Raw genomic sequence first — 20916 nt, 5'->3', positions numbered from 1 at the left:
CGGTCAGTGGTCGACGGTGCTCATCCCGGCCGGGTTGTACCGGTCGCCGGCGACCTGAGCGGCGAGGGAGTCGAGCGCGTCCAGGTGGCCGGCCTCGAACTCGATCTCCAGGGCCGCGGCGTTCTCCTCGAGCCGCGCGACCCGCTTGGTGCCGGGGATCGGAACGACGTCGTCTCCGCCCCGGGTCAGCACCCAGGCGAGCGCCACCTGCGCCGGGGTCGTGCCGAGCGCGGCCGCGATCTCGCCGGCCTTGGCCACCAGGAGCTGGTTGGCGGCGAAGTTGCCGCCCTGCCAGCGGGGGTTGTGGTGCCGGAAGTCGTCGGCGGACAGTTCCCCGGTGCTCGTGAACGCCCCGGTCAGCAGGCCGCGGCCGAGAGGGCTGTAGGCGACCAGGCCGATGCCGAGCTCCCGGAGTGTGGGCAGCAGCTCGTTTTCGATGTCGCGGGTGAACAGGGAGTACTCGTACTGCCCGGCGGTGATCGGGTGGACGGCGTGCGCCCGGCGCACGGTGGCGGGCGCGGCCTCGGAGATGCCGAGATGGCGCACCTTGCCCGCCTCGACCAGCTCCTTCATCGCTCCCCAGGTCTCCTCGACGGGAACGCCGGGGTCGACGCGGTGCTGGTAGTACAGGTCGATGTGGTCGACGCCCAGGCGTTCGAGCGAGGCGTCGCAGGAGCGGCGCACGTAGTCGGGCCGGCCGTTGACGCCCACGCGGGTGCCGTCGGGCAGCCGCTCGATGCCGAACTTGGTGGCCAGCACGACCTGGTCGCGCCGGTCGGCGACGGCCTTGCCGACGAGTCTCTCGTTGGTGAACGGCCCGTACGCGTCGGAGGTGTCGAGGAGGGTGATGCCCAGGTCGAGCGCGCGGTGGAGGGTCCGGATCGACTCCGATTCGTCGCCCGGGCCGTAGAAGTCGCTCATACCCATGCAGCCCAGACCGAGCGCCGAGGTGCGAAGGCCCTGGCCGAGCGTGTGCTGCTTCATTGTTCTCCCGTGACTGTTCGGCGGTGGAGCAGGAGCCCGGCGCGTTCGCAGTGGCGCGGCGTATGGGCGGTGAGGCCCGTACGCCGCGCCACCCGCGCGATGGTCATCCCCTCGTCCATGGGGACCAGTCTGGGAGTTGGAGCGCGCTCCAGGTCAAGCCGAAGATCGTTGTCGGGCCGAGGATCACTGGGCGGTGCAGAGGGCGCCGTTGAGGGTGAAGGCGGCCGGCAGCACGTTGGGGCCGGTGTAGGCGCCGACGAAGCCGATGGAGGTGCTCGCGCCGGGGGCGAGCTTGCCGTTGTCCGGGGTGCTGGTGACGGTCACGGAGGTCCCGTTCTGCGTCCAGTTGCCGCTCCATCCGCTGCTGACGGTCTGCCATGCGGTGGGCCAGGTGAAGTGGAGCGTCCAGCCGTCGACGGCGGCGGTGCCGGTGTTGGTGATGTCGACGCTGCCGATGTACCCGTTGCCCCAGTCGTTGGTGTCCCTCAGGCGTACCGAGCAGGAGCTCTTGGCGGGTGTGCCGGTGGTGAAGGTGAGCGGCGGGGAGGCCCAGGAGACGCGGCCTGCGGTGTCGCGGGCGATCACGTTGACGGTGTAGCGGGTGCCGGGCACGAGGTTGCGGACCGTGAAGGAGGTGCCGGGGGTCTCGCCGAGCTGTTCGGTGACGGCGCCCTTCTGGCGGTGGATCTCGTACTTGGCGACGGGGCTCGCGCCGGGCGCGGCTACGGGCCAGGAGATGGTGGCGGTCTTGTCGGTGACGTCGCTCGCGGTGGGCTGTCCGGGGGCGGCGGGGGCGCCGGTGGTGGCGGTGGCGGGGTGGAGCACCAGCGTGGTCAGCGAGTACGGCGGGAGGGTCTGGGTGGTCGCGGTGCCGCCGTGGCCGGTGCTGACGGACGTCGCGCCGTTGGTGAGGCTGGAGACCGCGGGCGCCTCGTCGGCGGGGGCGAAACCGGCGTAGTCGATCTTCGCCTGGCGCTCGTTGTCGGGGTCGCGGTTGATCAGCAGGACGGCGAGGTCGCCGTTGGGACGGCGGACGGCGTGGGCGGCGACCAGCGGCTCGTCGGTGGCCGCGCGGACGAACTGGTCGCCGGGCCGCGCGAACGCGCTGACCATGGAGATCGCGTGGTAGGGCGCGAAGGGCGTGTTGAAGGGGGGTTCGCAGACGTCACCCGTGCAGCCGGCACTGGAGAGCATGCCGAAGTCGCCGTAGTCGGTGTGGCCTGCGACGGTGCTGATGGTGCCGATCCCGTTGTGGACGTTCCACCAGTCGATGGTGAAGACGCCCTGCTCCATGAGGCCGGCGTAGGCGTCGGCGGCGAACAGCGCGCCGGGCTGGGTGTTGTACGCGATCCCGCTGTTGATCTCGGTCACGGCGATGCCGATGTCACCGGCGCGGGCGCCCGCGTGCTTGGCGATCTGCCGCTTGACCAGGTGGATCATGTCGGGGATGTGGGCGGTCTTGGTGAGGACGTCGGCCACGTCGTTGTGCGGGGGATACCAGTGCAGGATGACGAAGTCGATCTTCGAGGCGGCGATCGACAGGACGGTGTCGTTCCAGGTGCCCTGGTCGCCCGCGGCGACGATGCCGTCGGGCCAGTTGGCGGGGGTGGTGAGCACAGCGCCGATCTTGATGGTCGGATCGACGGCCTTCATCGCGTCGGAGTACGCCACGACGTTCCTGGCGTACTCCGATGGGCTCTTGTCGGCGTGGTCGTCGGCCTCCCAGTCGGCGCCGTAGTGGCCGTTGCCGTAGTTCTCGTTGCCGATCTCCCAGTATTTGACGCCGTACTTCTTGGTGACGTTGGCGTACTCGACCCAGTCGGCGGCCTCCTGGGCGCTGCCGGTGCCGTAGTTGGCGATGATGATCGGCTGCGCGCCGGTGCGCTTGGCTCCGTTCATGAAGGTGTCGAAGTCGGTGCCGGGGGCGACGTAGCCGCCGGGGGCGGTGTGGGTCTTCCAGTGGTAGATGTCGGCGTACGACCCGCCCGGGTAGCGGAGCATCTTCACCCCGGCGGCCTTGAGGAGGTCGGCCGTCTCGTTCGTGCCGAGGTTGCTGTCCCAGATCGCGTGGTTGGCGCCCACGGCCGTGTCGGACGCGGCGGCCAGGCCCGCACGGGTGTTCACGGTGACGTTGACGGGGGAGGCGTCGGCGGGGGTGTCGGCGGAGGCGGCGGGTACGCCGGTGAGGAGCTGGGCGGCCACCGCTGCGCCCGTGAGGAGTGCGATGGCCGGCCTGGCGATGCGCAGGGTGCTCATTACGTCCCTTTTCTGGAGGATCTTGCCGTGTGATCGTGATCAGGACGCCTTAAACGGTCAAGCGGGCACCCTCGGGTACGGCCGTGAGCTGCGCGGGAGTTAGGCGGGGCGTGCAACTTTCACAGGGCGGATCGTGGGGGTCTGCGGAATGTCGGTGGGGGTCGGCAGGATCGCGGTATGGCTTCCTGGCGAGAGATAGAGAAGGAGATCCCCGAGCTGGCCGCCCGTGTGCTGGCGAGCATGGGGAAGGGCAGGCACAAGACGATGGCGACGCTGCGGGCGGACGGCTCGCCGCGCATCAGCGGGACCGAGGTGGATTTCCGGGACGGCGAGGTGTGGCTGGGGTCCATGCCGGGCGCGATGAAGGCCCTCGACCTGCGGCGCGACCCCCGGGTGGCGATCCACAGCCCGTCCGACGATCCGGACGAGGCGAACCCGGGTGCCTGGAGCGGCGACGCCAAGCTGGCCGGCCGCGCCGTCGAGATCACCGATCCGGTCGCGCGTGAGGCGTTCGGCGTGCCGCCCGGGGAGGAGTCTCACCTGTTCCGCGTCGACGTGACCGAGGTGGTCTTCACGCGCGTCGACGAGGCGGGGGAGCACCTGGTGATCGAGATGTGGCACGAGGGCTCCGGCCACCGATTGGTCCGGCGCCGCTGACCGCCGCCGGCCACCGCTGACGGGGCGGCCGGGCGGCGGGGTGTCACTTCCGCATGCGGACCGGCATGTTCTGGCCGAGCAGGCAGCTGTCCGGCTGTGAGTCGCAGAAGGCCGACTGCACCTCGAAGCCGCCCTCGTCGGTGATGGCCTGCTGAGCCTGTCCCTTGACGAAGGCGGGGGCGTTGACGCCGTTCAGGCTCTGGTTGTAGTGGCCCTGGCCGGACCGGCCCTGCCTGCCGCCCGCGTGCCCTCCTGTGACCACCTGGCCGCCGCCCCCGCCCGGGCGGGGGCCGTGGAGGGCCGTGGGCCCGTGGGGCGGACGGTGCGGGGCGACGCGGGCGATCGCGGGCTGCGCGGCCGCGATCCCCACCGTCGTGATCACGAGCGCGGCCATGGTCAGCCGCCGGGTCGCGGTGGCCGTCGCGACGACCTCGGTGTGGCGCGGGTCGCGCGCGCGGGAGCGGGACATCTCGGTGTGTGCCTTCCTGTTCCTGGCCCGGCGTCGCTGTCGCACCTGCGGTGCCGCCGGGACGTGGGGCACATACCCGTCCGGGTGGCGGCCGCGGCTGAGCTGGCCGAGATCGGCACAGGTCATTGCCGGTCCTTTGGCCTGTTCACCGGCCGCTCCCCGGCGGGAGCACGCCTAGTGGACGCTGAAGCCTCCGTCGACGCAGATGGCCTGGCCGGTGACGTACGCCGAGGAGTCGGAGGCGAGGAAGACGGCCAGGCCGCGGAAGTCGTCGGGGAGGCCGTTGCGTCCGGTCATGGAGCGGGCGGCCATCTGCTCGACCCGTCCGGGGACGGCCTGGGCGGGTTCGGTCAGCGGGGTCAGGACGAAGCCGGGGATGATCGTGTTGCTGGTGACGCCGTCGGCCGACCACGCCTCGGCCTGGGATCGGGTCAGCCCGCACACGGCGGCCTTGGCGACGCCGTACACGCCGCTGTCGCCGAAGGCGCTGATGGACTGCTGGGAGCCGATGTTGATGATCCGCCCCCGGCCCCGGGCGGCCATGCGGGGGCCGAAGTGCTGCCCCAGCAGGAACGGCGCGGTGAGGTTGACGGCGATGGTCTGGTCGTAGTCGCCGGCGCTCAGCTCGGCCATGGGCCTGCGGATGTTGTTGGCGGCGTCGTTGACGAGGATGTCGATCGCCCCGAAGAACCCGTCCGCCTCCTCGCACACGCGGGCGATGCCGGCGCGGTCGCCGAGGTCGGCGCTGATCGCCGCCGCGCGCACGCCGTGGCCTTCGAGCCTGCGGACGGCCTCGGCGAGTTCCCCGGGTCGCCGGGCGACCAGGACGACGGCGGCGCCGGCCCGCCCGAGCGCCTCGGCGATGGCGTATCCGATGCCGGAGCTGCCTCCGGTGACCAGGGCGACCCGGCCGGTGAGCGAGAAGAGTTCCTCGATGTAGGTCGGCATACCGCCGCAAGGTAGCAGCGGGACCGGCCGGGGCCGGGGGACGGGGTCAGGCGGTGCCGGCGTCGTCGGCGTCGTCGGCGTGCATCTCGCGCATCGCGTCCTCGATCTTGCGCATCACCGTCTCCATGGTGCGCAGGGTCTCGGTGTCGAGGTGCCGCAGGAGGCGGATGTAGCCGCCGGTCCCGGCCTCGATGATCTCGGTGGTGAGCCGCCGCCCGGCCTCGGTGAGCTCGACGCGGCGTACGCGGCGGTCGTGGGGGTCCTCGTGACGGGCGGCCAGGCCCTGGGCGACGACCCGGTCGACGATGCCGGTGACGGTGGCCAGGCCGACGCCGAGGTGGCGGGCCAGCTCCTGCCCGGAGGTGGACCCGGCGAACGACAGGAACATGACGACCTTGAGCTGCTGCATCGTGAGGGTGGAGGCCAGCAGCGGCATCGAGCGATCGCGGGCGAAGAACCGTCCCATGCTGCGCTGCAGCTCCGCCAGGCGGCCGATGAGGCAGCCGCGCTCGGCGTCCTCCTCGGGGTCCTGGGATGGAGCCTGTGAAGGGGCGGGTGCGGGGGTCGGGGCCGCCGGAGGGGTGGCGGGGTCGTGCTGCGGGCGGGGGTCGGCCGCCGCGCCGGTTCCGGTGCGCCGCTCGGCTGGGCTGTCGTTCACTGTCACCTCTCGAGGGGAAAGGTTACCAGCCGTTAATGCGACAGCTGAATGTTCGGATAGTGCGAAGTGTTAGTGTTGGCCGAACACTCTTCCCCCGATGTCAGGAGCTCGGATGACCTCCTTGGCCAGGCTGAGCCTTGCCAACCGCACTCTCGTGATCATGATCGCGGTGGTGCTCGCGGGTTTCGGCTTGTTCGCGATCCCCTCGCTGAAGCAACAGCTCTTCCCGTCGCTGGAGTTCCCGGCGGCGTTCACGGTCGCGACGTATCCCGGTGCCGCTCCCGAGATCGTGGAGGAGCAGGTCACCAAGCCGATCGAGAGCGCGTTCCAGGGTATCGCCGGTGTCACCGACATCACCTCCACCTCCCGTGAGGGGATGTCGCAGGTGCAGGTGGCCTACGAGTTCGGCACCGAAATCGACCAGATGGTCGGGAAGATGCAGCAGGCCGTGAGCCGGATCAAGGCGCAGCTGCCGGCCGACGTCGATCCGCAGGTGGTGGCGGGCAGCACCGACGACATCCCGGTCATGGCGATCGCGGTGGGCGACGGCGGCGACGAGCACGCCATGGTCGACAAGATAGAGAAGATCATGGTGCCGGAGCTGCAGTCGATCGAGGGCGTGCGCGACGTGACCGTCAGCGGCGCCCGTGAGCAGCGGGTCGTCATCACCCCCGACCAGGGCAGGCTCGCCCTGCTGGGCCTGTCGGCCGCGGCCATCCCCGACCTCCTGCGGGCCAACGGGGTGTCCATCCCGGCCGGCACGCTGACCGAGGACGGCAAGTCGCTGACCGTGCAGATCGGCGACCCGGTGCGTACGGTGAAGGACCTCGAGAACCTCTACCTGACTCCCGCCGCCGCGCCGGCGGCGGGTCAGGGCGGCGCGGCCGGGCAGCGCGGCGGCGCGAGCGCGGGCCAGAGCACGGGACAGGGCGCGGGTGCGGCCGCCGGGCAGGGCGCGGCGCAGCGCCCGACAGCGCAGGCGGCACAGGGGGCGCAGGCGCGGGCCGCGGCGGCCCGGCCGAAGCCGGTCAAGCTCGGCTCCGTGGCCGACATTGAGGTCGAGGACGCCGCCGCGACCACGCTCACCCGCACCAACGGCACCCCGACCCTGGGCGTGTCGGTCACGATGGTGCCCGACGGCAACGCCGTGCAGATCTCCCACGACGTCAACGACGCCCTGCCGGACCTGACGCGCGCCCTCGGCGACACCGCCGAGCTGACCGTGGTGTTCGACCAGGCGCCGTACGTCGAGCGGTCCATCGAGGACCTCACCACCGAGGGTCTGCTGGGCCTGGCGTTCGCCGTGCTCGTCATCCTGGTGTTCCTGCTGTCGGTCCGCTCGACCCTGGTCACGGCGGTGTCGATCCCGATGTCGGTGGTGATCGCGCTGATCGCGCTGTGGATCGGCGACTACTCGCTGAACCTGCTGACGCTGGGGGCGCTGACGATCGCCGTGGGCCGGGTGGTCGACGACTCGATCGTGGTGCTGGAGAACATCAAGCGCCATCTCGCCTACGGCGAGGAGAAGCGGCGGGCGATCCTCACGGCCGTGCGCGAGGTGTCCGGCGCGGTGACCGCCTCCACACTCACCACGGTGGCGGTGTTCCTGCCGATCGCCTTCGTCGGCGGAATGGTGGGGCAGTTGTTCAGCCCGTTCGCGATCACGGTGACCGTGGCGCTGCTGGCGTCGCTGCTGGTCTCGCTGACCGTCATCCCGGTGCTGGCGTACTGGTTCCTGAAGGCGCCCGCGCTCACGCCGCAGGAGGCGCAGGCCGTACGCGAGGACGCCGAGCGCAGGGAGCTGCGCAGCCCGCTGCAGCGGATCTATCTGCCGGTGCTGCGTTTCGCGACCCGGCGGCGCCTGGTCACGGTGCTGATCGGGGTGGTGGTGTTCGCCGCCACGATGGTGCTGGCGCCCAATCTGAAGACGAACTTCCTCGACAACTCGGGCAACGACACGACGCAGATCAGTCAGCGGATGCCGGCCGGGACCGACCTGGCGACCACCGACGCGGCGGCCAAGAAGATCGAGGAGGTGCTGGCGGCCGACGGAGGCGTAAAGTCCCACCAGGTGACGGTCGGCGGCGGGAACCGCTTCCTCGGCGGGCTCGGCGGCGCCGCCGACCGGGCGTCGTTCTCGGTGACGCTGAAGGAGGGCGTGGACACCTCCGCCCTGGAGGAACGGCTCCGCGAGCGACTGAAGGGCCTGACGGGAATCGGCGACGTCACGGTCGGCGGCAGCGGCGGCGGGTTCAACTCCGACCAGGTGCAGGTCATCGTGCAGGGCTCGGACCAGGCCGCGCTGAAGTCGGCGGCCGGCGCGGTACGCGACGCGATGGCCGGGGTGGACGGACTGCGGGACGTCGCCTCCAACCTGGAGGACAGCGTTCCCCGGGTCGAGGTGCACGTGGACCGGGAGAAGGCCGCCGCCCGGGGCCTGACCGAGGCCGGGATCGGGCAGCTGGTCGCGCAGGCGTTCCGCGGCGCGCCGGTCGGCTCGGTCGACGTCGGCGGCCGCTCCAGCGACGTGATCCTGCGCGCCGGCGGTGACACGCCTGAGGACGTCGCGGCGATCAGGAAGCTCTCGATTCCCACCGCGACGGGCCTGGTGAAGCTCGGTGACGTCGCCGACGTGGTGAAGGCCGACGGGCCGACCCAGATCACCCGTCAGGACGGCGACCGCACCGCGACGGTGTCGGGCACCGCCGACGCGTCCGATCTGGGGGCGATCACCGCGAAGGTCACCGACACGCTGAAGACGCTGACGCTGCCGGCGGGGGTGACGTACGAGATCGGTGGCGCGAGCTCCGACCAGCAGGAGGCGTTCGCCGATCTGGGGCTGGCCATGCTGCTCGCGGTGGCGATCGTCTTCATGATCATGGTGGCGACGTTCCGCAGCCTGGTGCAGCCGCTGATCCTGTTGGTGTCGATCCCGTTCGCGGCGACCGGTGCGATCGGGCTGCTGCTGGCCACCGACACGGCGCTCGGCGTGCCCGCGCTGATCGGCATGCTGATGCTGATCGGCATCGTCGTCACCAACGCGATCGTGCTGATCGACCTGATCAACCAGTACCGCGAGCAGGGGCTGGGCGTGGTGGAGGCGGTCGTGGAGGGCGGCCGGCGGCGGCTTCGCCCCATCCTGATGACCGCGATCGCGACGATCTGCGCGCTCACCCCGATGGCGCTGGGTGTGACCGGTTCGGGTGGGTTCATCTCCCAGCCGCTGGCCATCGTCGTGATCGGCGGCCTGATCTCCTCGACGCTGCTCACGCTGGTGCTGGTGCCGACGCTCTACACCATGGTGGAGCGGCTGAAGGAGCGCATGCGCCGTACGCCGAAGCCGCCCGCGCCGGGCGAGGGCGACCTGACCGTGTACGGCAAGGAGGCCCTCGAACCGGCCCAGTGATCCAACCCAGTGATCCGGCCGCCGCTTCCGGCGGTCGGATCGGGTCCGCCTCCTGCTGCCGGTGCCGGCGACCGGCACCGGCAGTGGAGGAGCGCATGGCCGGCGTGCGGCTTCGCGGCATCCGGCCCGGCTTCCGGCTCCGCGTGGAAGATAATCGGCCGAGGTCGCCTGTTGCCGCTGTCGTCACGTGGGTCGGTGTCGTCGCCGCGTCGGTCCAGGTGATCACGGCGGTTGTGCGCGTCCCTGGAGGGCGGACGGTGAGGGAGTCCGGTTCGCGTGGGCGCGACACCACGTCTGATCCCGGCGCGCGAGCGCCGTCCGGCGGGCCCATCGGCGGGCCGGCACGGCAAAACCCTGCCCGAGGGCGCGTGTTCAGCGTGCTGGCGTGGGCTTTGGGCGCGCTGGGACTGTCGCTGTCCTTCAGCGGCTACGCGTTGTACCAGGTCCTTGGGTCCGAGGCGGCTGGCGCCGTGGCGCGTCTCCCGTTGTGGGTACGCCTCCTGATCATGGCCGTAGATCGGGGCCGAGCGCGGGTAGCTGCCCGTCGGCGACGACTGGCAGGACGCGGTGAGCAGGCTGCTCCGGGGCGCGCACGCGGTGATCATCACGGCGTCCCCGGGGGCGGGGACGATGTGGGAGTTCAGCGAAGCGGTACGCACCGTCGAACCTGCCCGGCTGCTGTTGCTCGTCTACGGCGACGAGGACTATCGCGCCTTCCGGGACGGCGTCGCACAGGAGTACGCGACGAGGTCGTCCGCCGAGGCGGCCGGCGCCGTGTGGCCGCCGCTACCGCGTCTGCCGGACATCCCGCCCGCGCCGCGTACCAAAGGGCTCCCGTGGGACTTCCCCCTCGAGGGGATCCTGTCCTTCGACGACCGGTGGCGTCCGCGGTTCAGGCGATTCCCGACGGCCGTGCCGCGGATAAGGCATGTCTGGACCATCCGACGGCTGGTTCGGCGCGAACTCGGGCCGGTTCTGGACCAGGTGTCCCAGCTGCCCCCCGGCGCCGTCCCTCACGTGAGGGCGGACACGAAAACCGCAAACAGATGTTTGCGAAGAAGTGTTTGCGGTTTATGGTGGGGGCATGACCGATCACGGTGAGACGCCTTACTCTCCGGCCGCGCAGGACGCGGTCGTCCTGGACGCCAAGGGGCTGCGGGCCCTCGCACATCCCGTGCGGGTGCAGGTGGTGGGCCTGCTGCGCAAGCACGGCCCGTCGACGGCCACCCGGCTCGCCGAGCTGCTGAACATCAACTCCGGCGCGGCCAGCTATCACCTGCGCAGGCTCGCCGCCGCGGGCTTCGTCGAGGAGGACACCGGGCGTGGGAACGCCCGCGAGCGCTGGTGGCGTGCGGCCCACTGGTCGACCTGGCTCAACGACCCGGACCTGATCGAGCGGGAGCCCGAGGCGATGCTGGCGTATCTGCAGTCGGTCGCCGCCACCCACACCCTGCGCGTCCAGCGCGCGATCAACGAGCTGCAGACGATGCCGCCCGCGTGGCGGGACGCGACCGACATGAGCGACTGGGCGCTGCGGCTGACCCCGCAGGAGGCCACCGCCCTGAGGGAGGAGCTGTGGGCGGTCGTCAGCCGGCACCGCAGGGACATCCCGGAGGCGGACGGCGCCCCGGCGGGCGCCGAACGCGTGTCGGTGATCGTGCACATATTGCCCGAACTGGACACGTCCGCCGCGCCGGAAGACGACGCGCGATGACGGGGGAGGACGCGATCACCGCCGCTCCGTCGCACGTCCGCACGCTGCGCCCGCTGGGCGGGCTGCTGGCGGCCATGGCGGTCGCGCTGACCGGCACCCGCGTGTCGGCCATCGCACTGCCGTGGTTCGTCCTGGTCACGACCGGCAGCGCCACCCAGACCGGGCTGGTGGCCTTCTGCGAGATGACCCCCTACGTGGTGGTCAAGGCGCTGACCGGGCCGCTCGTGGACCGGGCCGGACCGCGGGTGATCTCCTGGAGCACCGACGCGGCCAGCGCGGCCGCCGCCGGCGCCGTGCCCCTGCTGCACGCCACGGGCCTGCTGTCCTTCCCGGTGCTGCTCGCCCTGGTCGCGGTCATCGGCGCCGTGCGCGGCCCCGGCGACCTGGCCAAGGAGATCATGGTCCCGGAGGCGGCCGAGCGTGCCCGCGTGCCGCTGGAGCGGGCGACCGGCCTGTCCGGCGTGACCGAGCGGCTGGCCTCGACCCTCGGCCCGGCGGCCGGCGGCTTCATGGTGGCGTTGCTGGGGCCGTTGACCGGCCTGGTCCTCAACGCCGTGTGCTTCGCCCTCGGGTCGCTGATCATCGCGCTCGCCCTGCCGCGCGGCATGGGACGCCCCGCGGAGGCGGACCATGCCCCGCCCGCGTCCGGCTACTGGCGGCGTTTCGGCGAGGGCTTCACCTTCCTGCGGGGGGAGCCGCTGCTGCTCACCGTCATCGTCATGGTCGGGATCACCAACCTGCTGGACGCGGCGTTCAACACCGTCCTGCTGCCCGTGTGGGCCCAGCAGTCCGGCAACGGCCCGACCGCGATCGGATTGAGCAACGGCGTGTGGAGCGCCGCCGCGGTCGCCGGCAGCCTGGTCGCCGCGGCCGTCGCGCACCGGATGCCGCGCCGGGTGGTGTTCTTCGCCGGGTTCCTGCTGGCCGGGGCGCCGCGGTTCCTGGTCCTCGCGGCCGACGCGCCGATGTGGGTGGTGCTGGCGGTGTTCGCCGCGAGCGGGGCCGGCGGCGGCTTCCTCAACCCGATCCTGGGGGCGATAGCGTTCGAACGGGTGCCGCACGGCCTGCGCGGCCGCGTCAACGCCCTGGGCGACTCGATGGCGTGGGCGGGCATCCCCCTCGGCGGGCTGATCGCGGGGGCGGTCGTGGTCACGGCAGGGCTCGTACCGGCGCTGCTGATCGCGGGCGCGGCGTACTTCCTGACCACCAACCTGGCCGCGTTGCTGCCGCAGTGGCGTGAGATGGACCGCCTGCGCGGCCGGGGCGCGCGGCAGCCGGTGACCGAGCCCGACACCCGGCCCGTCGGCAGCGACGTCCGGTGAAGCGCCGGGGTGCGCGGCACGGCACCTGCGCACGGCCGGGCGGTACGGGCTCAATAGACTGGGCCAACGTGAATGCCAAGCCGCGTATCCCGAATGTCCTGGCCGCCCGTTACGCCTCTCCGGAGCTGGCCCGCCTGTGGTCCCCCGAGTACAAGGTGGTGCTGGAGCGCAGGCTCTGGCTCGCCGTCGTGAAGGCCCAGGCCGACCTCGGGATCGAGGTGCCCGAGCAGGCGATCGCCGACTACGAGAAGGTCGTCGAGCAGGTCGACCTGGCCTCCATCGCCGAGCGGGAGAAGGTCACCCGGCACGACGTGAAGGCCCGCATCGAGGAGTTCAACGCCCTGGCGGGGCACGAGCACGTCCACAAGGGCATGACCTCCCGCGACCTGACCGAGAACGTCGAGCAGCTGCAGATCCGCGACAGCCTGCTGCTGGTGCGCGGCCGGGTCGTGGCGCTGCTGGCCCGCCTGGGCCGCCTAGCCGCCGAGCACTCCGCGACCGTCATGGCCGGGCGCTCGCACAACGTCGCCGCGCAGGCCACCACGCTCGGCAAGCGCTTCGCCACCGCCGCCGACGAACTGCTGGTGGCCTACGAGCGGCTGGAGGACCTGCTGGAGCGCTACCCGCTGCGCGGCGTCAAGGGCCCGGTCGGGACCGCCCAGGACATGCTCGACCTGCTCGGCGGCGAGGACCGGCTGGCCGCGCTGGAGGACCGCGTCGCCGCGCACCTCGGGTTCGCCCGCCGGTTCACCAGCGTCGGCCAGGTCTACCCCCGCTCGCTCGACTACGACGTGCTGACCGCGCTGGTGCAGCTGGCCGCCGCTCCCTCCTCCCTGGCCAAGACCATCCGCCTGATGGCCGGTCACGAGCTGGTCACCGAGGGCTTCAAGGAGGGCCAGGTCGGCTCGTCGGCGATGCCGCACAAGATGAACACCCGCTCCTGCGAGCGGGTCAACGGCCTCACCGTGATCCTGCGCGGGTACGCCTCCATGGCCGGGGAGCTCGCCGGCGACCAGTGGAACGAGGGCGACGTGTCCTGCTCGGTCGTGCGCCGGGTCGCCCTGCCCGACGCGTTCTTCGCCTTCGACGGCCTGGTGGAGACCATGCTGACCGTGCTCGACGAGTTCGGCGCGTTCCCCGCGGTCATCGAGGCCGAGCTGGGCCGCTACCTGCCGTTCCTCGCCACGACCAAGATGCTGATGGCGGCGGTGCGGGCCGGGGTCGGCCGCGAGACCGCCCACGAGATCATCAAGGAGCACGCGGTCGCCTCGGCGCTGGCCATGCGCTCGCGCGGCGCCGGCAACGAGCTGCTCGACCGGCTGGCCGCCGACGAGCGCTTCCCGCTGGGCCGGGCCGAGCTCGACGCGCTGCTGGCCGACCGTGCCTCCTTCGCCGGCGCGGCCGCCGGTCAGGTGGCCGCCGTGGCCGCGCGGATCGGCGAGATCACCGCGCGCCATCCCGGCGACGCCGCCTACGTCCCGGGTGCGATCCTGTAGGGGACACCCGTGCGTGAGCTGGTGAGCGAGGCCGAGGTCGCCGCCGCCTCGGGGGACGACGACCTCGTCGTCTGGGCGGCGCAGGGCATGGGGCCCGGCGTGCGCGCCTGGGCGTACGGCGACGCGGTTGCGGTGGCGAGCCCGCAGGCCTCCCGACGCGACCGCCTGGTGGTGCGGGGCACACCCGGCCGCGTCGTCCCGCTCGTGCGGCACGCCCTGGCCGAGGCCGGGCCGTCGTACCGGCCCCTGGGCGACGCCACGCTCGTCGAAGGGGTCGTCGAGGCCGTGCCGGAGCTGCGGCTCGAGGCGCACTTCTCCTGGATGGGCACCGAGAAGCTCGCCCCGCCCCGGGAGGAGAGCGCGGAGAGCGGGGGCCGGGAGCAGCCGGCCGCCTGGCTGGCGGACTCCGCGGCGCCGGAGGTGGCCGGCCTGCTCGCCACCGCGAGCCCCGGCTCCTACGCCGTGCCGGGGCTGCCGCGGGTACGCCGGTGGGCCGGCGTACGGGACGATTCGGGGGCCCTGCTGGCGGTCGCGGCCGACGCGTGGTCCGCCCCGGCGGTGGGCCTGCTCGCCGGCGTCGCGACCGCCGTGCCGGCGCGGGGACGCGGGCTGGGGGAGCGGGTGTGCCGGTTCGTGGCGTCCGCGCTGATCGCCGAGCACGGCCGTGTGGCGCTGATGGTGGACGACTGGAACCAGGCGGCCTTCGCCGTCTACGAACGGCTCGGTTTCGCCCGCCGCCGCGTCGCCGCCGCCGGGCTCCGCGTCTGACCGCCTCGGCGGCGATGCCGGGGGGCTGATGAGGGAGAACACGTTCAGGCTCAGCGGCTCGGGGGGAGCGCCGACGTTGACCAGGGTGGCCGTCGACGGCGAGCAGGCCGAGGTAGGCGTCGACGTCGACGGGGGCGCTGACCGTGTTGACGATCAGATCGAAGTGGCCGGCGAGCCGCAGTTGGCGCACTGGCCGCAGGAGTTGACCATGCAGCCGACTCCGACGCGGTCACCGACGCGGTGCCGGGTGACGTCGGTGCTCGGATCCCGGCACCTCATCCCACCAGCCATCGGTCCCTCTCACCGGCCGGTCGGCGGGATCCGGCCGTCAGCGAACCAGAATCGCCTCGCGACCGCTGATCTCCGCCCCGATACTCCCGTACGACCGATTCAGTGCGGTCAGCACGCCGGGCAGAGCACGCAGCGTGGTGATCCTGGTGACGGCGGGGGAGGAGGGAGCGGACTCGGCGCGGTACCGGTCGAGCCACACGCCGTGCATCCCGGCCCGGGCGGGGGCGACCGCGTCGAGAAGGAGGTTGTCGCCCACCATGAGCACCTCTTCGGGGGTCAGGCCCAGCTTCGCCGCCGCCCGGTGGTAGCACTGCACGGTGGGCTTGAACGCGCCGAGCGCGTCGGGCGTCAGGACCACGTCCATGCGGTCCATCAGGCCGATGCGGCGCAGCTTCGCCTCCTGCTGCCCCGGCAGGCCGTTGGTGAGCACGCCCAGCGCCGGGGCGTCGCCGAGGGCCTCCAGCGCCTCCAGCGTCTCGGGTACGTCGGGGAAGGCGGCCCAGGCCGACTCGTAGTGGGTCAGGAAACCGGCGAACGCCGCGTCCGGGTCGGCCGGCTGGGGCAGCCCGAGCCGGCGGCAGAACTCCCGTAGCCTCCTGCGCCGCTGCTCGGCGAACGAGCACTCCCCGGCGTGCCACGCCGGCAGGTGCTTGTCCTCCAGGTCGAGCCAGAGCGCCGGTGTCTCCGGCAGCAGCTCGTGCCCGGGGCAGACCGACTCGGTCCAGCGGGTCGCGGCGTGCGCGACCGCCCGGCGATGGTCGAAGAGGGTCTCGTCGAGGTCGAACAGAATGGCCCTGATCACGAGTCCCTATCTTGACTGGGCCGTGTTTCCGTCGCGTTTCCTGGCTGTGAAGGCGCCGGGCGATGACAGGTAGGAGATTTCCTACCTATTATGGGTTCGTGGATGTCAGCCCCCCCGCCGTACAGCGGCCCGCACCGACGGAAGACGCCATCTTCGCCGCGCTCGCCAGCCCCGTGCGGCGCGAGGTCCTGCGCCTGCTGCGCGAGCACGGCCCCCAGTCCGTGCAGGACCTCGCCTCCCGCTTCGCCATGGCCCGGCCCAGCTTCTCCGAGCACCTGCGGGTGCTGCGCGAGGCGGGCCTGGTCAGCGAACGCAGGGACGGCCGGCGCCGGCTCTACCGCCTGGAGCCCGTCCCGCTCGTCCAGGTCCGCGACTGGCTGGACCCCTACGAGCGGTTCTGGCGCGGCAGGCTGTCCGCCCTGCGCCACCTTCTCGACGACACCACCACCGGCGACACCGGTGACACCACCAACCGCGCCCATCCTGAGGAGAGACCATGACCGACGCCGACGATCCCACCGTGCTGCGTCTCGACGAGTACCTGCCGCACCCGCCCACCCGCGTATGGCAGGCCCTGACCGACCCCGACCTGCTCGCCCGGTGGTTCATGCCGGGGGACTTCCGCCTGAGCGTGGGCCACCGCTACACGATGCGCGGGACCGCCATGCCCGGCACCGGGTTCAGCGGCACCGTGCGGGCCGAGGTGCTGGCCTTCGAGCCCGGGCGCATGCTCCGGCTGGGCTGGCGCGACGCCGACCCCGACAGCCCGGCCGGCGCCGACTGGACCATCACCTGGACGCTCGAACCCGAAGGCCGGGGCACCCGCCTGTTCCTCACCCACGAGGGCTTCGACCCCGGCAACGAGTTGCAGCGCAGGGCCCGCGGCATCATGGACGGCGGATGGCGCCGCCTGATGACCGGCTCGCTCGCCGCCGTGCTGTGACGCCCGCCGGGGCTTGGCCGGCGACTTGGAACCAGTGGCGTCAAGGCGACTGCGCGGGCGGAGTCGTCGCCGCCGGCCGTCGCACCGGCGGGTGAGCCGCCGGGCGCCCGGGGCCGGTGGGCGCCGACATCCTTGGGCCGGGTGACCGGACAGCGCCTTTCGCCAGTTCGAGGCGGGCGCCGGTGAACATGGCCCGCAGGCGCCGGTCGTGCGTGACCACGACCAGCGCGCCCCGGTAGAGGGCCAGCGCCTCCTCCAGTTGCTCGGTGAGCATCGGTGACAGGTGGTTGGTCGGCTCGTCGAGCAGGAGCAGGTCCATCGGCTCGCTCACCAGCCGGGCCAGCTCGACCCGGCGCCGCTGCCCGTGGGACAGCTCGCCGAGGCGCAGCCCCAGGTCGGACGGCCGGAACAGGTTCAGGGCGAGTAAGGCGTCCGCGTGCTCGTCCAGGCTTCCCGGACGCCCGTGCGCGTAGGCCTGCAGCACGGTCCGGTACGCCGCGCCGGTCGGCCCGTCCTGCCGCAAGAACCCCACCCGGCCGGCTCGTCGTACCTCGCCCGTGTCCGGCCGCAGTTCTCCCGCGAGCACCCGCATCAAGGTGGTCTTGCCCGCCCCGTTCGGGCCGGTGACGAGCAGCCGCTCACCGGCGTGGAGGGTGAGGGATTCCAGGCGGAGCCTTCCCGCCACCGCCACGCCGTCGAGTGCGGCCACCTCGTCCCCGGCGGCGGCGCCCGCCGCGGCGGGGACGGCGGTGAAGCGCAGCGGCTCGGGCGGCGGCGCCGCCGGGTGGTCGGTGAGCCACCGTAGTCGCTGCTGGGACTGCCGGATGCGACCGGCGGCGCCGTGGGTGCGCGAGCGCGCCCGCCAGGCGCCGGTGCCCATGCCCGCCTTGGCCGTCTTCCGCGGGATCACGGCCAGGCGGCCCGCGTTGGCCGCGACCAGCGTGGCATGCCGGTCCAGCTCCGTCTTCCACTCCTCGTGGGCCCGCGCCTGGGCGGCGCGTTCGGCGGCCTTGGCCGCGAGGCATCCGGCGTACCCGTCGCCGTAGCGGCGCGCCCGACCGTCGGCCACCTCGAGGATGGCGGTGGTCACCCGCTCCAGGAACACCCGGTCGTGCGTGATCACCACGACCGTGCCCCGGTGGGCGCTCAGGCGCCGTTCGAGCCAGGCCACGGCATGGTCGTCCAGGTCGTTGGTCGGCTCGTCGAGCAGGAGCAGCTCCGGAGCGGACGCCAGCGTGGCGGCCAGGGCCAGCCTGGAGCGTTCGCCTCCGGAGAGTGTGCCCAGGGAGCGGCTCCGGTCGAGCCCGGGCAGCCCGAGCCCGTGCAGTGCCACCTCCACGCGGACGTCGGCTTCGTAACCGCCGCGCGCCTCGAACTCCGCCACCAGCTCCGCGTAGGACTCCAGGCCCGCGCGCTCCTGCGCGCCCGCCGCCCCGAGCGAGCATTCAGCCGCTCGCATCCGGCCTTCGAGCTCGCGCAGGTCGGCCAGCGCCAGGTCGATGGCGTCGGCGACGGTGGCATGCGACGGCAGCGCGAGCGACTGTGGCAGGTGTCCGACGCCGCCGGGCGCGACGACCACGAGCTCGCCGTTGTCCGGACGCACGACGTCCGCCATGAGCTTGAGCAGGGTGGACTTGCCCGACCCGTTGTCGCCGATGATTCCGAGCCGCTCACCGGGTTTGACGGTGAGCGACACCCGGTCCAGGACGACGCGGGTGCCGTAGCGCTTGGTGACCTCGTTGAGGGTCAGCTGGGCAGGGGTGCGCAGAGCGCTCCACCTCCTCACATCACAGGAGACGAGACGGTCCGTCTCGACATTGAGTGAGCATGTCCCCCTCGGCATCCCGCTGTCAAGACGAGCCGTCTCGTCTCGTAAATGTCACGCTCCCGGCCGGTCCAAGACGGGCCTGTTCGAGGGATTGCGGTAAAAAGGTGATCTTGCCGTACTCACCAGCACATCAGTGCTAGAAGGACTGACACCTATGATTTTCACCCAAGCCGAACTCGACTACCTGGCCACGCAGCGCATCGGGCGGCTGGCGACCGTCTCGCCCGACGGGCAGGTGCAGAACAACCCGACCAATTTCTTCCTCGACGCCGACACCGGCACGATCGTCATCGGCGGGGGAGCGCTGGGCACGACGAAGAAGTTCCGGAACGTGCAGCAGGGCAGCACGGTCGCGTTCGTCGTGGACGATGTGGCGACGATCGACCCGTGGACACCCAGGGGCATCGAGATCCGGGGCACGGCCGTGGCGCTGACCGACCACGAGCCGCCTCTGCCCTTCCTGTCCCGCGAGATCATCAGGATCACCCCGACCAAGATCGTCACGTGGGGGCTGGGCGGGCCGCGAGCCAGCCGTACGGTGTGAAGCGGGGCGCGGGGAGGAAGGGAGGGTGGATCGATGGGCCGACTCATCTACTCGATGCGGGTGTCCCTCGACCTGCCGAAGCAGCGATCGTCGCGGGACGCGAAGGAGGCCGGCTCGTGCTGAGGGAGGTCGCGGAGGGCGTGCTGGTCCACGAGAGCGGCTTCGTGCAGAGCAACGCCGTTGTGGTGCAGGGCCGGTCCGGTGTGCTGCTCATCGACCCAGGGGTGACCGGCTCCGAGATCGGCTGCCTCGCGGACGACCTTCGCGAGTTGGGCCGGCCCGTTGTGGCGGGCTTCTCGACGCATCCGCACTGGGATCACCTGCTCTGGCACGCCCGGCTCGGAGAGGCCCGCCGAAACCGCGCGAATTCCCTGGGACGGCCCCACGGTCCGGATCATCGAGCATCACGCGCATGCACCGGGCCATGCGGCGCTGTTGATCGAGGAACGCGGAGTCCTCGTCGCCGGCGACATGCTTTCCGATGTCCTGGTTCCGATGCTCGGCTGGGACGGCACCGCCGACCCGATCGAGGACTACCTCGCCGCGCTGCGGCTGTTGGAGGGCGTGGCGGGCGGCGTCGACGTCGTCGTGCCGGGCCACGGGGCCGTCGGCGGACCCGGCCAGGCGCAGGCACGCATCGACCAGGACCGGGCGTACGTGCTCGCGTTGCGGGACGGCCAGGTCCCCGCCGACCCACGGGTCGGCCCAGCGGCCAGGCCCGGCTGGGAGTGGGTGAGCGACGTGCACGAAGGGCAACTCCAGCGCCTCGCCCGAAGAAGCGAGCGCGACGGGACGCCCCGCTAGCGACCGGCGTGCGCCGGCGGACTTCCGCGGGTCAGGCGTGCCGCGCCGCGTTCGCGTGGACGGCGTCGCGCACGTAGCCGCTCAGCCCTTCGGCCACCCGCTCGTAGTTGGCCGCGAAACGCGGGTCGGCCACGTACATCTCCCCGAGACCCTTGTGGATCTCGTACGTGCAGTCGTAGAACCAGCGGGTGATGTGCGCCCGGTGCCGCTCGGCCACGTCCATCGCCCGGTCGCCGTCCGCCGGGGCCCCCTCGGCGAAGGCCGCGGCGAACGCCTCCAGCACCTCCCCGGCCTCGGCCGTGATGGCCTGCCAGTCGTCCTTGGTGTACCGGGCCGTGCGGCGGCGGCTCTGCTCGAAGGCGTCGGTGCCGCCCCATCGTTCCTCCGCCTCCTCGGCGTACCGGTCGGGGTCGAAATCGCCGAACACCTCGAACCGCTCCTCCGGCGTCAGGGAAATGCCCATCTTCCTCGCCTCCATCGCGCGCTGGACCGCCGCCGCCATCTCCTCCAGCCGTCCGATTCTGCGCCGCAGCAGCTCGTGCTGGCGACGCAGGTGGGTCAGCGGATCCGCGCCCGGATCGTCGAGGACGACGGCGATCTCCTCCAGGGAGAACCCGAGCTCCCGGTAGAACAGCACCTGCTGCAGCCGGTCGAGATCCGGCTCGGTGTAGCGCCGGTATCCGGCCACCGACCGCTCGCTGGGCGTCAGCAGCCCGATCTCGTCGTAGTGGTGCAGCGTTCGCACGGTCACCCCGGCGAAGCGGGCGACCTGGCCGACCGAGTAGCCCACGGGTCCTCCTTCCTTCCGGACCCCAGCCTGTGGCCTCACGCGGCGTGAGGGTCAAGTAGATCACGCGGGATGAAACTTTCGGCCCGCCGCACCTTGGTTGAGCAGCGGCAACAAGGCGACTTAGTTGGGACGATTGACATATTTCCGAATTTGATTCTACGGTGCGGGGGCTCTCGTGCCGGGCGGTGGCCGTGCGCGCGCGAGCCCTTCCCGTCCCGCACGCGCGTCCCGAAGGA

16 protein-coding genes and 2 pseudogenes are annotated in these 20916 nt (G+C 72.1%); 10 read left to right on the top strand and 8 right to left on the bottom strand.

Annotated elements, in window-relative coordinates:
• Positions 1-3 precede the first annotated feature (3 nt).
• Positions 4-984: an aldo/keto reductase gene (locus ACWEQG_RS27410; RefSeq protein WP_452288983.1), complete on the bottom strand. Its 981-nt coding sequence runs from the start codon at positions 982-984 to the stop codon at positions 4-6.
• A gap of 183 nt (positions 985-1167) precedes the next feature.
• A complete protein-coding gene (locus tag ACWEQG_RS27405) occupies positions 1168-3240 on the bottom strand; it encodes a cellulose binding domain-containing protein (RefSeq protein ID WP_452288981.1) in 2073 nt (690 codons plus the stop codon).
• A 177-nt stretch (positions 3241-3417) separates the two neighbouring features.
• On the opposite strand from ACWEQG_RS27405, the gene ACWEQG_RS27400 reads away from it, so the two are divergent.
• A complete protein-coding gene (locus ACWEQG_RS27400) occupies positions 3418-3897 on the top strand; it encodes a pyridoxamine 5'-phosphate oxidase family protein (protein ID WP_452288979.1) in 480 nt (159 codons plus the stop codon).
• A 43-nt stretch (positions 3898-3940) separates the two neighbouring features.
• Here the strand turns inward: ACWEQG_RS27400 and ACWEQG_RS27395 are convergent, their stop codons facing one another.
• From ACWEQG_RS27395 to ACWEQG_RS27385, 3 genes are read right to left on the bottom strand one after another with little or no spacing between them, the layout of a single operon-like run.
• Complete coding sequence (locus tag ACWEQG_RS27395; RefSeq protein ID WP_452288977.1) at positions 3941-4492, bottom strand: hypothetical protein; 552 nt, start codon at positions 4490-4492, stop codon at positions 3941-3943.
• Between the two features lie 48 nt (positions 4493-4540).
• The gene (locus ACWEQG_RS27390; protein ID WP_452288975.1) at positions 4541-5314 is read right to left on the bottom strand and encodes an SDR family NAD(P)-dependent oxidoreductase; all 774 of its coding nucleotides are present in this window, start codon (positions 5312-5314) and stop codon (positions 4541-4543) included.
• 46 nt (positions 5315-5360) lie between these two features.
• The gene (locus ACWEQG_RS27385) at positions 5361-5972 is read right to left on the bottom strand and encodes a MarR family winged helix-turn-helix transcriptional regulator (protein ID WP_452288973.1); all 612 of its coding nucleotides are present in this window, start codon (positions 5970-5972) and stop codon (positions 5361-5363) included.
• 112 nt (positions 5973-6084) lie between these two features.
• Between ACWEQG_RS27385 and ACWEQG_RS27380 the strand changes: the two genes are divergently transcribed.
• From ACWEQG_RS27380 to ACWEQG_RS27360, 5 genes are all read left to right on the top strand, one after another.
• The gene (locus ACWEQG_RS27380) at positions 6085-9378 is read left to right on the top strand and encodes an efflux RND transporter permease subunit (RefSeq protein ID WP_452288971.1); all 3294 of its coding nucleotides are present in this window, start codon (positions 6085-6087) and stop codon (positions 9376-9378) included.
• Between the two features lie 1084 nt (positions 9379-10462).
• Positions 10463-11092, top strand: coding sequence for an ArsR/SmtB family transcription factor (locus tag ACWEQG_RS27375; protein ID WP_363473365.1), 630 nt, complete (start codon positions 10463-10465; stop codon positions 11090-11092).
• Positions 11089-12414: an MFS transporter gene (locus ACWEQG_RS27370; protein WP_452288969.1), complete on the top strand. Its 1326-nt coding sequence runs from the start codon at positions 11089-11091 to the stop codon at positions 12412-12414. Before ACWEQG_RS27375 ends, ACWEQG_RS27370 begins: the two co-directional genes overlap by 4 nt.
• Before the next feature lie 68 nt (positions 12415-12482).
• Complete coding sequence (purB, locus tag ACWEQG_RS27365) at positions 12483-13910, top strand: adenylosuccinate lyase (RefSeq protein ID WP_452288967.1); 1428 nt, start codon at positions 12483-12485, stop codon at positions 13908-13910.
• Between the two features lie 9 nt (positions 13911-13919).
• Entirely contained in the window at positions 13920-14678 is a 759-nt protein-coding gene (locus ACWEQG_RS27360; RefSeq protein WP_452288965.1) for a GNAT family N-acetyltransferase, read from the top strand.
• A 328-nt stretch (positions 14679-15006) separates the two neighbouring features.
• Here the strand turns inward: ACWEQG_RS27360 and ACWEQG_RS27355 are convergent, their stop codons facing one another.
• Complete coding sequence (locus ACWEQG_RS27355; RefSeq protein WP_452288963.1) at positions 15007-15771, bottom strand: HAD family hydrolase; 765 nt, start codon at positions 15769-15771, stop codon at positions 15007-15009.
• Positions 15772-15869: 98 nt separating this feature from the next.
• On the opposite strand from ACWEQG_RS27355, the gene ACWEQG_RS27350 reads away from it, so the two are divergent.
• Entirely contained in the window at positions 15870-16271 is a 402-nt protein-coding gene (locus ACWEQG_RS27350; RefSeq protein WP_452288961.1) for an ArsR/SmtB family transcription factor, read from the top strand.
• Entirely contained in the window at positions 16268-16714 is a 447-nt protein-coding gene (locus tag ACWEQG_RS27345) for an SRPBCC family protein (protein WP_363466221.1), read from the top strand. Before ACWEQG_RS27350 ends, ACWEQG_RS27345 begins: the two co-directional genes overlap by 4 nt.
• 148 nt (positions 16715-16862) lie before the next feature.
• Here ACWEQG_RS27345 and abc-f read toward each other — a convergent pair.
• Positions 16863-18482 (bottom strand): annotated as a pseudogene (abc-f, locus tag ACWEQG_RS27340) (ribosomal protection-like ABC-F family protein); the annotation flags it as partial.
• A 214-nt stretch (positions 18483-18696) separates the two neighbouring features.
• On the opposite strand from abc-f, the gene ACWEQG_RS27335 reads away from it, so the two are divergent.
• A complete protein-coding gene (locus tag ACWEQG_RS27335; protein WP_452288959.1) occupies positions 18697-19086 on the top strand; it encodes a PPOX class F420-dependent oxidoreductase in 390 nt (129 codons plus the stop codon).
• Positions 19087-19271: 185 nt separating this feature from the next.
• Positions 19272-19890: pseudogene (locus ACWEQG_RS27330) on the top strand (MBL fold metallo-hydrolase).
• 31 nt (positions 19891-19921) lie between these two features.
• Here the strand turns inward: ACWEQG_RS27330 and ACWEQG_RS27325 are convergent.
• A complete protein-coding gene (locus tag ACWEQG_RS27325) occupies positions 19922-20680 on the bottom strand; it encodes a MerR family transcriptional regulator (protein WP_452288957.1) in 759 nt (252 codons plus the stop codon).
• Positions 20681-20916: the final 236 nt, after the last annotated feature.

The organism is Microbispora sp. NPDC004025 (assembly GCF_053604425.1).
This window is presented reverse-complemented; position numbering and strand designations above follow the sequence as displayed.

Coding starts and splice junctions, on each gene's coding strand:
- ACWEQG_RS27395 (WP_452288977.1), bottom strand. CDS start 4,492: ATGACCTGTGCCGATCTCGGCCAGCTCAGCCGCGGCCGCCACCCGGAC.
- ACWEQG_RS27370 (WP_452288969.1), top strand. CDS start 11,089: ATGACGGGGGAGGACGCGATCACCGCCGCTCCGTCGCACGTCCGCACG.
- ACWEQG_RS27390 (WP_452288975.1), bottom strand. CDS start 5,314: ATGCCGACCTACATCGAGGAACTCTTCTCGCTCACCGGCCGGGTCGCC.
- ACWEQG_RS27345 (WP_363466221.1), top strand. CDS start 16,268: ATGACCGACGCCGACGATCCCACCGTGCTGCGTCTCGACGAGTACCTG.
- ACWEQG_RS27405 (WP_452288981.1), bottom strand. CDS start 3,240: ATGAGCACCCTGCGCATCGCCAGGCCGGCCATCGCACTCCTCACGGGC.
- ACWEQG_RS27335 (WP_452288959.1), top strand. CDS start 18,697: ATGATTTTCACCCAAGCCGAACTCGACTACCTGGCCACGCAGCGCATC.
- ACWEQG_RS27375 (WP_363473365.1), top strand. CDS start 10,463: ATGACCGATCACGGTGAGACGCCTTACTCTCCGGCCGCGCAGGACGCG.
- ACWEQG_RS27380 (WP_452288971.1), top strand. CDS start 6,085: ATGACCTCCTTGGCCAGGCTGAGCCTTGCCAACCGCACTCTCGTGATC.
- ACWEQG_RS27400 (WP_452288979.1), top strand. CDS start 3,418: ATGGCTTCCTGGCGAGAGATAGAGAAGGAGATCCCCGAGCTGGCCGCC.
- ACWEQG_RS27410 (WP_452288983.1), bottom strand. CDS start 984: ATGAAGCAGCACACGCTCGGCCAGGGCCTTCGCACCTCGGCGCTCGGT.